Source organism: Streptosporangium jomthongense (assembly GCF_042650425.1).
In the GTDB taxonomy this organism is placed as follows: Bacteria; Actinomycetota; Actinomycetes; order Streptosporangiales; family Streptosporangiaceae; genus Streptosporangium.
This window is the reverse complement of sequence record NZ_JBHSBC010000049.1, coordinates 303,306-317,809: the sequence shown is the minus strand read 5'-3', so window position 1 is coordinate 317,809 and position 14,504 is coordinate 303,306. Positions and strand designations below refer to the sequence as shown.

General features: G+C 70.9%; 11 protein-coding genes. 4 read left to right on the top strand and 7 right to left on the bottom strand.

The window, feature by feature from the left end; genetic code table 11:
- Window positions 1–11 precede the first annotated feature (11 nt).
- Entirely contained in the window at window positions 12–239 is a 228-nt protein-coding gene (locus tag ACFOYY_RS38295; protein ID WP_352016238.1) for a hypothetical protein, read from the bottom strand.
- Window positions 240–321: 82 nt separating this feature from the next.
- Window positions 322–924: a DsbA family protein gene (locus ACFOYY_RS38290; RefSeq protein ID WP_352016274.1), complete on the bottom strand. Its 603-nt coding sequence runs from the start codon at window positions 922–924 to the stop codon at window positions 322–324.
- 127 nt (window positions 925–1,051) lie between these two features.
- Between ACFOYY_RS38290 and pdxR the strand changes: the two genes are divergently transcribed.
- On the top strand, window positions 1,052–2,536 hold the full coding sequence (gene pdxR / locus ACFOYY_RS38285; protein WP_386196143.1) for a MocR-like pyridoxine biosynthesis transcription factor PdxR: 1,485 nt from the start codon (window positions 1,052–1,054) through the stop codon (window positions 2,534–2,536).
- Between the two features lie 22 nt (window positions 2,537–2,558).
- Here the strand turns inward: pdxR and soxR are convergent, their stop codons facing one another.
- From soxR to ACFOYY_RS38265, 4 genes are all read right to left on the bottom strand, one after another.
- Entirely contained in the window at window positions 2,559–3,008 is a 450-nt protein-coding gene (soxR, locus tag ACFOYY_RS38280) for a redox-sensitive transcriptional activator SoxR (protein WP_352016275.1), read from the bottom strand.
- Window positions 3,009–3,300: 292 nt separating this feature from the next.
- Window positions 3,301–6,774, bottom strand: a complete 3,474-nt coding sequence (locus ACFOYY_RS38275; RefSeq protein ID WP_386196141.1) for an ATP-dependent helicase — start codon at window positions 6,772–6,774, stop codon at window positions 3,301–3,303.
- Window positions 6,768–9,914, bottom strand: coding sequence for an ATP-dependent helicase (locus ACFOYY_RS38270; RefSeq protein WP_386196139.1), 3,147 nt, complete (start codon window positions 9,912–9,914; stop codon window positions 6,768–6,770). The genes ACFOYY_RS38275 and ACFOYY_RS38270 overlap by 7 nt, the downstream gene beginning before the upstream one ends.
- A 535-nt stretch (window positions 9,915–10,449) precedes the next feature.
- On the bottom strand, window positions 10,450–11,250 hold the full coding sequence (locus tag ACFOYY_RS38265; protein ID WP_386196137.1) for a helix-turn-helix domain-containing protein: 801 nt from the start codon (window positions 11,248–11,250) through the stop codon (window positions 10,450–10,452).
- Between the two features lie 493 nt (window positions 11,251–11,743).
- Here ACFOYY_RS38265 and ACFOYY_RS38260 point away from each other — a divergent pair, with 493 nt between their 5' ends.
- A complete protein-coding gene (locus ACFOYY_RS38260; RefSeq protein WP_386196135.1) occupies window positions 11,744–12,178 on the top strand; it encodes a S26 family signal peptidase in 435 nt (144 codons plus the stop codon).
- Window positions 12,179–12,268: 90 nt separating this feature from the next.
- On the opposite strand, the gene ACFOYY_RS38255 is transcribed toward ACFOYY_RS38260, so the two are convergent.
- A complete protein-coding gene (locus ACFOYY_RS38255; protein WP_386196134.1) occupies window positions 12,269–12,994 on the bottom strand; it encodes an SDR family NAD(P)-dependent oxidoreductase in 726 nt (241 codons plus the stop codon).
- Between the two features lie 105 nt (window positions 12,995–13,099).
- On the opposite strand from ACFOYY_RS38255, the gene ACFOYY_RS38250 reads away from it, so the two are divergent.
- On the top strand, window positions 13,100–13,939 hold the full coding sequence (locus ACFOYY_RS38250; RefSeq protein ID WP_352016245.1) for a LysR family transcriptional regulator: 840 nt from the start codon (window positions 13,100–13,102) through the stop codon (window positions 13,937–13,939).
- A gap of 222 nt (window positions 13,940–14,161) precedes the next feature.
- Window positions 14,162–14,503: a cupin domain-containing protein gene (locus tag ACFOYY_RS38245; RefSeq protein WP_352016246.1), complete on the top strand. Its 342-nt coding sequence runs from the start codon at window positions 14,162–14,164 to the stop codon at window positions 14,501–14,503.
- Window position 14,504 lies beyond the last annotated feature (1 nt).

Below are 14,504 nucleotides of genomic sequence, written 5' to 3'. Positions count from 1 at the left end.
CACGTCCGGGGTCACGCGACCTCCCGTGCGGAGCCGAACAGGCGGTTGGCGCGCTCCCGGTCGGCGTCGGTGATGTCGTCCTGCCAGCCGGGACCCCACAGCCGTTCCAGGGCCGCCATGCCCTCCCTGATGCGACGCTGCTCCCGCAGTGCCTCGGCGATGTAGCCGGAGGCGTTGCCCGAGCGCTGCGCCTCGTCGGCGAGGTCGTCGGGCAGGGAGATCGTGATCCGCTTGGTCATACCGAGGAGGGTAATCGCGTCATACTCCCCCCGTCCACGAAAGGGCGATCATCCGCGTGGCCGGTCACGCGGAGGCAACGGGTCAGTCGACCCGGGGAGATTCCGTACGGCTCCGCTTGAGCTCGAAGAAGCCCGGGGTCGCCGAGACCAGCAGCACACCGTCCCAGAGCCCGCCCGCCGCCTCGCCACGCGGCACCGGGCTGACCACCGGCCCGAAGAAGGCGTTGACCCGCCCGTCGGGGCCGGGGACGTGGATGGCCGGGGTGCCCAGGTCCTCACCGATCGGGTCGAGACCGGCCCGGTGGCTCAGCAGGAGGGCCTCGTCGTGGTCGGTGCTCTCCGCCGCCTCGGCGAGTCCCGGGTCGAGGCCGAGTTCGGCCAGCGCGTCGCCGTACAGGCCGGGACCGATCGGGACCTTCCCATGGTGGATCCGGTCGCCGAAGGCGGTGTAGAGGTCGCGCAGGACGGGCGTGCCGTACTTCTGCTCGGCGGCGACGAGCACCCGGACCGGGCCGAGCGTGTCGGTGAGCCAGCGCCGGTACCACTCCTCCAGGCCCTGCCTGCCCTCGTTGAGCAGCCACAGGCTCATCACGTGGAAGCGGACCTCCACGTCACGGACGCGTTCGACCTCCAGCAGCCAGCGTGAGGTGTTCCACGCCCAGGGGCACTTCGGGTCGAACCACATGTCGGCGACGGTCAAGACATAACTCCTCGGCTGTTTCCCCGTTGGGCGAGTCCATCCAACGGCCTCGATTGGCTCCCCAGAAGGGCCAATTCCCCGGAAACCGAAAGAGCCAATGTAGGGTCTCCGCGTGGACCCGCACGTCAGCCTGGACGGCCCCGGCGACCTGGCCTCCCGCATCTACCGGCAGCTCCGCGAGGCGATCCTGGACGGCAGGCTCCGTCCCGGGGAGCGGCTGCCGCCCTCGCGGGAGCTGGCCCGCCGCCTCGGCGTCTCGCGCAACACGGCCTGCACGGCCTACGAACGGCTGACGGCCGAGGGCTTCCTCCTCCCCCGCGTCGGCGCGGGCACCTTCGTCGCCGAACCCACCACACCCGCCGGAGCCGTACGGCGTGGCGCCCCGCAGGGCCGTGGGGTGCGTCCCCGCCCCTTCTGGGACGATCTCCCCGACACCGCGGAAAGCTCCGAACCCCCTCGCTACGACTTCCGGGTCGGCAGACCCGACGGTGACCTCTTCCCCCTCGCCACCTGGCGCCGCCTTCTCGCCGCCGAACTGCGCGCCTCGACGGTCAGAACCTCCGGGTACGGCGAGCCAGCGGGCCACCCCGCCCTCCGGGAGGCCGTGGCCCGCCACGTCGGCCTGTCCCGTTCGGTGCGCGCCGACGCCGGGGACGTCGTCGTCACCCAGGGCGCGCAGCAGGCCCTCGACCTCGTCGGCCGAATCCTCATCGAGCCGGGTGACCGGGTGGCCGTTGAGGAGCCGGGCTATCCCCCGGCACGGCTGCTGTTCGCCTCCCTCGGCGCCCGGGTCAGCGGGGTGCCCGTGGACGACGAAGGACTCGACGTGGACGCGCTCCCGTCCGGCACCCGGCTGGTCCACGTCACCCCGTCGCACCAGTTCCCGCTGGGCACGCCGATGTCCCCGGCGCGGAGGGCCGCACTGCTCGACTGGGCCGCGCGCCACGACGCCGTGATCGTCGAGGACGACTACGACAGCGAGTTCCGCTTCGGTCAGCGTCCTCTCGACCCGCTGCAGAGCCTCGACCGGGACGGCCGGGTCGTCTATGTGGGCACGTTCTCCAAGACGCTGCTGCCGATGCTGCGGCTCGGCTTCCTGGTCGCCCCGGCCTCGTTGCGCCCGGCGCTGCGCGCGGCCAGGCGGCTGACCGACTGGCAGGGCGACCACGCCGCACAGGCCGCGCTCGCCCGATTCATCGACTCGGGCGAACTGTCCCGGCACGTCCGCAAGGCGACCCGCGTCTACGCGGACCGCCGCGAACGCGTCCTCACGGCGCTGCGCGGGGACCTCAGCGACTGGTTCGAGCCTGTGCCGTCGGCCGCGGGTCTGCACCTGTGCGCCAGGCTCAGGCCCGATGTGCCCGTCGATCTCGGCCGGATGTCGGCGGAGGCGCGCGCGTCGGGCGTCGCCGTCGAGAGTCTGGAGGCGTACTGCGCCGAGGACCGGTCACGCTCCGGGCTGGTGCTCGGCTACGGCTCCATCCGCGCCGAGCGCGTCACCGAGGGGCTGCGGCTCCTCACCCACCACCTGGCCACGCAAGTCCGAGAAACGCACCGTGAGCTTGACAAGGCTCTAAATTACGATTTTCCGGCGTAGCCCCCCGGCATGTGATCCTCGATCACGGCTCATAGAGTTTGCGCGCCCCCGAGGCGTTTTCCCCGAGACAGTCATCCGGATTGACCAGCTTGCACAGCCCCAGGGACAGGCAACCGCATCCGATACATCCGGCGAGCCGGTCGCGGAGCCACTCAAGACGCTGGATTCGGCCGTTCAGGTCTTTTTGGTAGCATTCCGAAAGCTTGGCCCAGTCTTCCCGTGTCGGCGTACGCCCCTCGGGAAGGAGGGACAGGTAGAAGCCGATCTCCGCAAGAGAGGTCCCCAGCTGCTGGGACGCACGGATAAAGGCCACCCTGCGAAGGGTGTCACGTGAGTAACGTCGCTGATTGCCCGCCGTACGGCGACTGACTATGAGCTGCTTGCGTTCGTAGAAGCGCAGGGTCGAGGTGGCCACACCACTACGCCTGGACAATTCCCCGACCGTCAGCTCCACGGCTCGACGATATCCCATATAAATGGGGACAACCATTATTCCGTTCATTGCGTGAGCGGCTCTTACGCTCCTCCACCCGACTCCGTAAGAGTCCTGGCGACGGAGTGGGTCACCACCGGACGCGGTGAGATCTCCAGGAATCCCCGCTGACCAGAACGACACCCGGACTTGCCCTCCCGGGGAGGACGCAGGCGACGCCGCGTTTTGGACCTGCCCACCGTGGTCATGCCCCCTCCCGCCCGGACAGCTGGGAGAACACGATCTCCGGCACGGAGGTCGAGGCGTTGGCGTGACCTGACACGTCAGCTGTTCAACCGATCGCGGGGACCGACTCGATGAGGGCGACCAGGCCGCGTTCGTCGAGGAGGTCGGCGGGCCGTACGGTCTCGTTGAGCCGCACGTAGTGGAAGGCCGCGCTCACCCGGCCGAGCGGGACCTCCGCCAGGTGTGCCCAGGCCAGCCGATAGGCCGCCAGCTGTACGGCCGCCGCGACCTCGGCCTTCTTCCCCTTCGGCCGTCTGCCGGTCTTCCAGTCGACGACCTCGTAACCGCCGTCCGGTGTCTCGAAGACCGCGTCCATCCGGCCCCTGACCAGCCGGTCGGCGATCATGGTCTCGAACGGGACCTCGACGTCAAGCGGCTCCCTGTCCGCCCACTCGCTCTCCTCGAACCGCTCGCGCAGCTCGGCCAGCTGGATGTCTGCGGCCTCGTCGGCCTCGCCCGTCTCGTCGGCCGAACCGGGCAGGTCGAGCTCGTCGATCAGCCGCTGCTGACCCCAGCGGGATTCGAGCCAGCTGTGGAAGGAGGTGCCCCTGCGGGCCAGCGGGGCGGGCTTCCTCGGCACGGGACGGCGGATCTGCCGGGCCAGGGCCTTGGGGTCGGAGGCGAGCGTGACCAGCGAGGACACGGTCAGGTGGGTGGGCAGCTCGACCCGGCCGGGACCGCGCCGCCGGTTCAGCTCACGTTCCCTGAGCAACAGCTCGATGTCGCGTTCCCAGGCCCTGGCCCGCTCCCTGTCCCACCCGCGCAACGCCGGGGAAACCCGGTCGGGGACGTCGTCATAGGGTTCGGGGAGAGGCCGGCCCGCCGGGCCGAGGTCCCCGTTGAGATCCTCGTAGGGATCGTCGTAGGGGTCGTCGGGGAAGGGCACCTCGTCGTCCTCGACGACGAACACCTCCTCTACCGGGACGACCTCCGGCTCCTCGGATTCCCCGGACAGCGCCGACAACGCCGCCAGCGCCGCACTGACCATGTCCGCGCCGTCCCGTACGGCCTCGTACCGTGCCCCGGCCGGGGTGACGGGCCACCTGGACTCGGCGGGCTCGGCCAGCAGCGGGTTGGTCTCCCCCTCCTCAAGGGGCGGCGCCCAGACCTCGGCCCGCCCGCACGTGTCGCGGACCTCGACCAGGAAGTCGGACGGGTCGAGGGGCTTCGACCCGCCGCCCCAGCGGTAGCCGGAGGCGATCAGCAGGTAGTGGGCACGGGTGACGGCGACGTAGGCCAGACGGCGTTCCTCAAGGAGCTCCCGCTCCCGGCAGCGCTCGTCGAAGTCGCCGATCTCCTCCTTGGACAGGCCGCCGAGTCTGGGCAGGTCGGAGGCGTCGCCCCGTAGCGGGTACGGCAGTTTGCGCGCGTTCTCCGTCCACCTGGGGCTGACGGTCGGCCTGGCCGGGAAGACCGTGCCGACGGTGAGCGTCCCGCCCTTCGACAACGCCTGGGACATCCCCGGCACGATCACGACCGGCCATTCGAGGCCCTTCGAGGCGTGGACCGTCATCAGCTTGACGCTGTTGCTCTCTCCGACCCGGCCCGCGTCGAGGCCGTTCTCCTCCTCGTCCGCGGCCTTCAGGAACGCCAGGAACGCCCCCAGCGTCGGGTCCTCGGAGTCTCCGGCGAAGCGGGAGGCGGCGTCGAGGAAGGCGTCCAGGTCGGCGCGGGCCGCGAAGACACCGGCGGAGCCCCTGGCCGCGACCTCGATGTCCAGGCCGAGCCTGCGTTCGATCTCGGCGACCAGGTCGGGCAGCGGCTGCCCGGTGTGGGCGCGCAGGACCCGCAGCTCCTGTGCCATGGCCACCAGGCGGACCCGGGCGAGCGGGGAGAACGCCTCCTGCCACTCGGGGCGTTCCGGCAGCTCGTCGAGGGCGTCGACCAGACTGCCCCGCTCCTCGGCCATGTCCGCGACGACCTGGTCGAGGGGGTCGGCGACGCCGCCGGGCCCGTCCTCACGGGTCTCCCGGCTCAGCTCACGCGCCCGGTCACCCAGTTCCTTCAGGTCGGCGGGACCGATCCGCCAGCGTGGCCCGGACAGCAGCCTGACCAGGGCGTCCCCGGCCGTCGGGTCGTAGATCACCCGCAGCGTCGCCACGATGTCCGCCACCTCGGGCACGGTCAGCAGCCCGCCGAGACCGACCACCTCGACCGGGATGCCCCGCGCCTCAAGGGCCCTGCGCAGCGTGGGGAACTGCGACCGTTTGCGGGCCAGGATCGCCACGTCGTGGGGCTGCAGGCACTGCGGCCCGCCCCAGGCGCTCTGCTTGGCCCGTTTGCGTTCGCCGTCGCCCCAGGGCAGCCCGTCGGGGGCGCTCTCACCGCCCAGCAGCCCGGAGATCTTCGCCGCGATCCACTCCGCCTCGTCCTCAGCGGTCCCGTGGAAGGCGGTCACGACCCGGCCCCGCTCGATCCGGTTGCCGCCGGGCACCAGCACAGGCACCTCACGGGCTTCGAGCCGCAGCGGGATCTGCACCCTGGCCGCCACGTCGAGTACGGCGTCGCCGTTGCGGAAGCTGACCGAAAGGCGGCGGACCGGGGCGGGCTCCCCCGAGGCCGTCCTGAAGTCGCGGGGGAAGCGGGTGAGGTTGCCCGAGGAGGCCCCGCGCCAGCCGTAGATCGACTGGCAGGGGTCGCCGACCGCCGTCACCGGGTGCCCGTTCCCGAACAGCGAGCGCAGCAGGACCAGCTGGGCGTGGCTGGTGTCCTGGTACTCGTCGAGCAGGACGACGGCGAACCTGCCCCGCTCGGCCTCCCCGACCTCGGGGTGCCGTTCGGCGATCCTTGCCGCGAGCGCCATCTGGTCGCCGTGGTCGACGACCTCGCGGCGGCGCTTGAGCCGTTCGTAGGCCTCGACCAGCGGAAGCAGCTGCTCCCTGGCCCGCTGCGTGGTCAGTGGCCTGCGCTGGAGCTGGGTGGGCGTGCCGGGCAGCCTGCCGTACCGCTCGGTCAGCCAGGCGCCGATCTCCCGCACCTCCTGCGGGGTGCGCAGGTGCTCGGCCATCTCCCCGGCGAGGTCGAGCACCGCCCGCGTGACGGTCGCCGGACCCCACTCGATCTGCTCCATCGGGCCGTCGTAGCCGCTGACCACCCGTCCGGCGAGCTGCCACGCGACGGCCGGGCTGATCAGGCGCATGGTGGGTTCGAGCGCCTCCCGCAGGGCGTGCTCGGTGACCAGCCTGGCCGCGTAGGCGTGGTAGGTGGAGATCGTCGGCTCGCCCTGCAACAGCTCGGCGGGCACCTGCTCGGCCGCGACCAGCCCGTTGAGCCGCTCACGCACCCGTACGGCCAGCTCCCCGGCGGCCTTCCTGGTGAAGGTCAGGCCGAGCACCTGCTCGGGGCGGACCAGGCCGTTGGCGACCAGCCACACAACTCGTCCCGCCATGGTCTCGCTCTTGCCGGACCCCGCCCCGGCGACCACGACCATCGGTTCGAGACCTGCCTCGATGACCTCGGCCTGCTCCGGCGTCGGCGGGAGGATGCCCAGCTTGGCCGCGAGCTGAACCGGGCTCAGCACACCTGGTCTCCGTTCTTGCTGACCGGGCAGCTCGCCCGCACGACACAAGTGCGGCAGCCGTCGTTGACCTTCGCCTGGAAGACCGGGCCGGACATCCCGGCCGCCACGGTGTCCACCATGTCACGTGCCCAGCCCGGGTCGGTGTCGTCGGCCAGCGGGATCTGGGCCTGCTCCTTGGCGGCGTTCCTCGTCGCCGCGTCTCCGACCTGCACCAGGGCCGCGCCGCCGGGCTCGGTCATCCCGTGCCGTTCGAACGCGCCGAGCAGCGTGGCGAGCTGGTAGACCCCGAGCTGGGGGTGGCGTTCGAGGTCGGCCTCCTTGGGGCCGTGCTTGCCGGTCTTGATGTCGATGATCACGGCCCTGCCCTCGCCGTCCCGCTCGACCCGGTCGACCCGCCCCTTGATCTGCACGCCCTCGGAGACCGTCGCGACGAACGACTCCTCAAGGGCGACCAGCTCCCGGGGGTTGTCCCGCTGCCAGCGCAGGAACCGGGAGACCATCTCCTCGGCGACGCCGCGCTGCTTGCGGTTGTACCAGGCGCCGCCGAAGTCCAGCTCGTGCCAGACGTCGTCGAGCCGTTTGCCGAGCGTCTCCTCGGTCCCCTCGCCGGTCGCCGCGAGCACCGCCAAGGCGTGGATGACCGTGCCGAGGCCCCTGGCGACGTCGGTGCCGCCCGCGCCGACCGAGGTCTCCAGCAGCCAGCGCAGCCCGCACTTGGTGAAGTTCTCCACCGCGGACGGCGAGACGCGCACGATGTCGTCCGGCCAGCGCAGCGGACGCTCGTCGGAGATCTCCGTCAGGGCGTACCACTCGTTGGGGTGCGCGCCGGGCACCCCGGCGGCGGCGAGCCTGGCCAGGTGCTCGGCGGCGGCCCGGCGCAGCGCCTCGGGCCGTGTCGGGTCGGAGACGGCCGAACGCAGGTCCGCGACCAGCGCGGACATGCTCAGCCAGCGGGAGCGCTCGTCCACGACCGTCTCCCCCGTCTCGCCGGGGGCGAGCTCGGCCAGGAACCTGGAGGGCCGCTCGTCGGCGTCGTCCCCCCCGACGGCGGTGACGACCAGCTTCCTCCTCGCCCTGGTGGCCGCCACGTAGAACAGGCGCCGCTCCTCGGCCAGCATCTGCGAGGCCAGCGCCGCCGAGACGGCCGCGGGGTTCTCGTGCTCGGAACCGGCCGCCTTGGCGACCATCTCGTCGGTGCCCAGCACCGACCCCCGCAGCCGCAGGTCGGGCCAGGCCCCCTCCTGCACCCCGGCGACGACCACGACATCCCATTCGAGACCCTTGGAGCGGTGGGCGGTCATGATGCGCACCGCCTCGCTGTCGGGGGCGCGCTCGGCCAGGGAGTCTCCGGGGATCTCCCGCGCGATGAGGTCCTCGACGAACACCTCGACACCGGCGTGCGGCAACCGGTCCACGAAGCCCGCCGCGTAGTCGAACAGCGCCACGACCGCGTCGAGGTCACGGTCGGCCATCGTGCCCCTGAACCCGCCGGACAGGCTTGTCTCGGTCCACCGTCCGGCCAGCTCGGTGGCGCTCCAGACGCCCCACAGGACGTCCTCGGCGGTGCCGCCGCGCCGTACGACCTCCGCGGCGCCCGCGATGAGCCTGGCGAGCCGTTCGGCGGGGAGCGCGACGTGCGGCTCGATCCTGACCAGCTCCCGCTCGTCCTTCAGCACGGCCACCAGCAGCTCGCCCGAGGAACGGGGCTCGGCCGCAGGGGCCGGGTCGTCGAGGTCGTGCTCCTCCGGACTGGTCACGGCCTCGTGCTCGGCGACACGCAGGGCCCTGCGCAGCCGCCGTACCCCGATCATGTCGGTGCCGCCGAGCGCGCCGGTCAGCAGTTCCTCCGCCATCGCCTCGTCGAGGATCTCCGGGTCGAGCGCGACCTGGATCAGCCTGATCAGCGGGCGCACCCCCGGCTCCTGGAACAGCGGCAGCTCACCCGCGCCGACCGCGACCGGCACTCCGGCCGCGACCAGCGCCCGGCGCAGCAGCGGCAGCTGACGGGTCGCCGAACGCACCAGCACCGCCATCCGTGACCACGGTACGCCGTCGAGCAGGTGGGCCCTGCGCAGCGTGTCGGCCACCAGCGCCGCCTCCTGCGCCTCGCCGTCGGCCACCACGACGTGGACCTCGCCCGGCTCCACGTCCGGCAGCGGCCTCAGGTCGCGGTGCCCGGCGCCGCCCGGCGGAACCGGCAGGCGGGCCGTCACCCGCCGCGAGGCCTTCAGCAGCTCGGCGCCGCTGCGGCGGCAGACCCGCAACGCGATGACGGGGGCCCTCCCGCCGTCCTTCCTCCTGAAGCGGTCGGGGAACTCCATGATCCCGCGCACGTCCGCGCCCCGGAACCCGTAGATCGACTGGTCGGGGTCACCCACCACGACCAGGTCACGCCCCTCCCCCGCGAGCTGCCCGAGCAGGAACTCCTGGGAGGGGTCGGCGTCCTGGTACTCGTCGACGAAGACGACGTCGTAGGCGGAACGTTCGCGCTGCCGTACCTCGGGGTCGGTCAGCAGCGCCCCCGCGGCCCGGATCAGGTCGGCGTAGTCGAGCACCGGCTCCAGGTCGAGGTCGAACCGCGCCTGGTAACGGCCCGCGAACCGGCCCGCGGCCACCCAGTCGGCTCGGCCGTGCGCCCGGCCGAGCGCGACCACGTCCTCACCGTCCAGGCCGCGTTCGGCGGCACGGGCCATGAAGTCGCGCAGTTCCTGGGCGAACCCCCTGGTCCTGAGCGCCTCCCGCATGTCCTGCGGCCACAGCGGGGCACCGTCCTCAAGCTCGCCGTGGAGCAGGCGGCGGATCTCAAGCAGCTGCTCGGGCGCGGTCAGCACCCGGGGCGCGACGTTCCCGGCGAGTACGGCCTCGCGGCGCAGCAGCGCGTAGGCGTAGCTGTGGAAGGTGAGCGCCAGCGGCGTCCTGGTCGTACGGCGCACGCGCGCCGTGATGCGCTCGCGCAGCTCCTCGGCGGCCTTGCGGCTGTAGGTGAGGACGAGCACCCGTTCCGGGTCCGTCCCCCTGCGTTCGATCCGGTCGACGACGCTCTCCACGATCGTGGTCGTCTTGCCGGTCCCCGGCCCGGCCAGGACCAGCAGCGGGCCGCTCTCATGCGTGACAGCCGCCCGCTGGTGCTCGTCGAGCACGGGGGCAACAGCCCTCCCGGCACCCACACGACGCACCAACCGCCAGCCCTGACCACTCACAACTCGTCATTCCACCAGATCCCGGACGATGATCGTGCCGACTCCGCCCCTCCGGCCCCTCTTGTAGGACGCCAAGCGGACCGGGTCACGAGGAGTTCGACCTGGCCATCACCCCCGGCGGACGCCAGACCTCCTGGCCTGTGCCCCCCGGTCCTGCTCCTTCACCCCGGCCTCACGCCGGTGACCGGCCTTCTCCCACAGGGCACCGACCGGGACGGTCGGCGTCCGACCTCGGAAGGAGCCGGTCCCACCGAGAGGGCATGGGGTGGTCGCTCTCCGAGCGGCTCGCCGTACGGCCTTTTTGCATGGGTCCGCCGACATGTGGTCGGCGTTATCGATCAGGCGTCCGGTTCCAGGGTTGTGACAGTCAGGAAGTGCCGGGTGTGGAAGACGCCGCCACCAGTGGATCGCGAGTCTCGACGTCCACACCCGCCGCGGCTCACCCTGTCCTGCCCGACGCGTTCGACGATCGCTGCTACCCGCTCAGCGCCTCGCGCAAGACGGAGGGGGCTTCACCGAGGTGCTTGCGGACGGTTCGGGTCAGGTGGGCGTGGTCGGCGAAGCCATAGCGGGCGGCGAGATCCGCGAGGCAGTCGCCACCGGCGGTCAGATCGTTGAGGACGGCGCGGACGCGTAGGTCGTTCCGGTAGCCGGTGATGGTGCGGCCGGTGACGGTATGGAAGATCTTGCTCAGGTGCTTGGGGGACGCGCCGACCATTCGGGCGAGATCTTCGAGGTTCGTCGTGAGATAACCGGCGTTGAGGGCTTCCTGGACGGCCAACGCCAGCCGACGATGCACCACGCGTGTGGCCATCGAAGTGCCGGTGGAGGCTTTCCACGCCGGCCGGGACGGGGTCAGCGTGTCGAAGAGCCGGTAGAGCCGTTCCTCGGCTTCGAGGCGGTCGGTTCCCCGCAGAAGGGCTCTTAGCAGCTTCCGATGGCGAAGGTCGGCTTGCGCGCTGACATGGAGGGTCCAGTCGTGACGCAACGGGCCGCTGAAGCGATCGGCGAAGCTGCCCGGCTCGAAGAGGATCGCCGTGTACACCCAGTCCCGGCCCAGGGGCTCGGCGAACCTCTCCTCTGTGCCGGCGACATTGACGTATCCGGTGACGGGGTCGAGATAGGACGCCATGCCTTCGGCGTCGCGGACGAAGCCGCTGGCCTGGAAGAGGACGACTGCGTCCGTCTCGTCGGGCGAAAACCCTGACCACTCCGTGGGAGGACCGCCGTCGCCACGGGCGCGCTCGATTCTGATGCCGATGTCGGGCGCGTGCATCAAGTTGTCCCTGGACATGGCCGAAGCATTACACGTCATCGGGTAGGAGTAAACACCCATGTCAATGAATACCATTCGAAACAGTCAATGCATGGAGCCATTTCCGCATCCGGCAATTCCCTCCACGACGAAAAGACCTTCTATCGCAGATATCAAGAAAAGCCCTCGGCATTCGCCCCCGCAAATCAACCATGCTTTTCGGACCCGATGACCGTCCCGGCGGGCTCCGAGAAGCCGCGTACCGATGTTCAAGCGCGAGCGGGTTCGAGCGGAAAAGATGGTGGCACAGGGGCTCCAGCCGGGCGGCCCGAGCAGAAGGAAGGCCACGACATGGCGGTACACGTAGCCCTGGTCGTCTTCTGTGCGTCCACAGTCCCGAACGAGGCCGTCCATCCCATGAGCGGCCCGCACGCGCCGGGCGCGGTTTCGGCGACCGCCCCGGCGGGCGCGGCCACGCCGGCCTTTTCAGGCCCCGAATGTCACCGATCCAGGAATGGAGAGTGAGGCATTCGCGCCCCGCCCTCGATCAACGGATCCTCACAACGGAAGGGAAGAACATGTTCAGCCTCATCAAGTCGACGAACCCGACCCCGGGTCGAATGGTCGCGCCTCCGGTGACCGCGGTTGCGGCCAACTGCTGGTCGTAGGCGGAGCCTGGTCGGACCGGCTCAGACAGCAGTACAAGCGCGATCCGGAAGCAGCCACGGGACCCGGCTCCTGCGCGAACCGGCATCTCGCCCGTCCAAACCGTGAACGGTCGTGTTCCGCGCCTTTACCGGCGCAGCCGACCTCCACTTCCGAACGGACCGTACCCGATGGTCAGCTCGTCCTCCTGGGCGACGACCCAGACGGCGGCTTCGGCTCCCGCCACTTCGGGTTCGTCTCCGCGGAGCCGGTCATGGGAACCGTCGTGCGGTTCGAGGGCTGACCGGCGACGACGTTATCGGCTGGCCTCTCCTGTGGCGCGCGACGCGCGGCTGACGTCGAGAACGGGGCATGGTTCGTGCTGGTGTGGCTGTTACCAGGGCACCGTTCCGGCGTCGTCGAAGAATCCGCCGGTCGGGCCGTTGTCGGGCAGGGTCGCGAGGCGAATCGCGATGGCCGCGCCCTGTTGTGGTGTGCGGACGCCCTGGAAGCCGGTGAGGTCGGTGGCGGTCAGGCCGGGGCAGGCGGAGTTGATCAGGATGTTGGTTTCGCTCAGCTCCTTGACGTACTGGATGGTGAGGGCGTTGAGGAAGGTCTTGGACGCCAGGTAGGCGGTGGGCACCGGGCCCATGTCGATACCGGGGGCGGTGTGCAGGGTGAGCGAGCCGACGCTGCTGGACATGTTGACGATCCGCGGTGACGCCGAGTCGCGCAGCATCGGCAGCATCGCGTTGGTGACCCGGATGACCCCGATCACGTTGGTCTCCACGACGGCTCGCACGGTCGCGGGATCGACCGTGGTGGGTGTCTGCGGCACGCCGCCGGTGATCGCGGCGTTGTTGACCAGGACATCGAGCCCTCCGGCATGGTCGGCGATCAGCTCGGCCGCCGCGACCGCACTTGCGTCGTCGGTCACGTCGAGCGGCACACCGAACGCGTCGACCCCGGCCGCGCGCAGCTTCCCGACCGCCGTGTCTCGGCGTCGCCGATCCCTCGCGCCCACACCGATTCGCCAGCCAAGCGCGCCCAGGCCGGCGGCGATCTCGTATCCGATTCCCTTGTTCGCGCCGGTCACCAGCGCGATCGTCCGTTCGCTCATACCGCCGATCATGTTGCGGGCTCGGGTGGGGCGTCCAAGACCGGTCAGGTGGACGGCGATACCGCACGGGTATCGGTCGTGGTCGGCGCTGGATACGATGAGCGGGTGGAGACGCGGGAGTTGCGATACTTCGTCGCCGTCGCCGAGGAGTTGCACTTCGGGCGGGCGGCACAACGGCTCGCGATGGCGCAACCACCACTGTCACGGGCGATCCAGCAGCTGGAACGACGGCTCGGAGTCGTTCTACTGCACCGCACCCCTCGCGCCATCTCCTTGACCGAGGCCGGGTCGGTGCTGCTGCGGGAGGCCCGGACCGCGCTCGACGCGGTCGAAGCCGCCGAGCGGCGAACCCGCCGTGCCACGGGCGACCAGCCGGGTGTGGTGCTGGCCGCCAAGGCCGGAGCGTCCAGGGAACTGTTGTCGAAGCTTCTGGACGCCTACGCCGCCGAACCGGGCTCCGCGGCGGTCGAGGTGATGCTGTGCGGGCCGGGCGAGCCGGAAGGTCTGCTGCGCACCGGGCGTGCCGACGTCGCTCTGCTCCACCGGCCTTACGACACGACGGCCGGATTCGACACCGAGGATCTGCACGCCGAACAGCAGATCGTAGTCCTGCCCAAGGGTCATCCCCTCGCCGACCGGGCGTATCTGTCGTTGGCCGAGGTCAACGCCCAGACGGACCTGCCCCTGCCGCGCTGGCCTGAACGGGATGGCAGCCATCCGGACGGCCCCGGCCCGCAGGTGCGCGACCATACCCAGCTGTTCCAACTGATCGCGCTCGGACTGGCCTGCGCCGTCGTACCCGAGTCGCTCCGAGACCGGCTACGCGACGACCACGCCATCGTGCCGGTGCCGGACGCGCCGACCGTCACGACCGTCATCGCCTGGCCACCGCACAGCAGATCCAAAGCCGTCGCCGACCTCGTCCGCACCGCGACACGCCTCTAGCCGCGTCCGCCGCACGATCCGGGGTTCTCCCGCCGGTCACAGCGGCATCGCCTTCCGGTCGGCGACCGGCGGCAAGAACCGCTCATGCCGGATCGACGACGTTCAGCCGTGACCGCCGACGACGACAAGGCACCTGCCCGAAGACCGCCCGTGAGCATCGTGGGATGGAGCCCTTTTGGGCACTTTTCTCACCTGGGAACGGCCCTCGGTAGGGTCGTCGGCATGCGAATCATCAAGGGTGCGGGTGAGTGGGCGCAGCCGGCCGGTGGGTCCGCCAACGACTGGGTCGAGCAGCTCAAGGTGCCTGATCTGTCCGTCGGGACGTACTGCATCCCGGCGGGCGGGGTCGACACCCAGAGCCCGCACACCGAGGACGAGATCTACGTGGTGACCTCGGGCCGGGCCAGGATCGTGACGCCGGACGGCGAGGCGGAGGTCGGCCCCGGCGCCGTGATCTTCGTCCCGGCGGGCGAGGAACACCGCTTCGTCGACATCACCGAGGACCTGGCCCTACTGGTCGTCTTCGGCCCGGCCTACGGCTCACGCGCGGTTCCCCAGTCCTGAC

Excerpts from the sequence above, each read along its gene's own strand:
- soxR (WP_352016275.1), bottom strand. The coding sequence starts at position 3,008 with ATGGGATATCGTCGAGCCGTGGAGCTGACGGTCGGGGAATTGTCCAGG.
- ACFOYY_RS38290 (WP_352016274.1), bottom strand. The coding sequence starts at position 924 with ATGTGGTTCGACCCGAAGTGCCCCTGGGCGTGGAACACCTCACGCTGG.
- ACFOYY_RS38260 (WP_386196135.1), top strand. The coding sequence starts at position 11,744 with ATGGAGAGTGAGGCATTCGCGCCCCGCCCTCGATCAACGGATCCTCAC.
- ACFOYY_RS38295 (WP_352016238.1), bottom strand. The coding sequence starts at position 239 with ATGACCAAGCGGATCACGATCTCCCTGCCCGACGACCTCGCCGACGAG.
- ACFOYY_RS38255 (WP_386196134.1), bottom strand. The coding sequence starts at position 12,994 with ATGAGCGAACGGACGATCGCGCTGGTGACCGGCGCGAACAAGGGAATC.
- ACFOYY_RS38245 (WP_352016246.1), top strand. The coding sequence starts at position 14,162 with ATGCGAATCATCAAGGGTGCGGGTGAGTGGGCGCAGCCGGCCGGTGGG.
- ACFOYY_RS38265 (WP_386196137.1), bottom strand. The coding sequence starts at position 11,250 with ATGCACGCGCCCGACATCGGCATCAGAATCGAGCGCGCCCGTGGCGAC.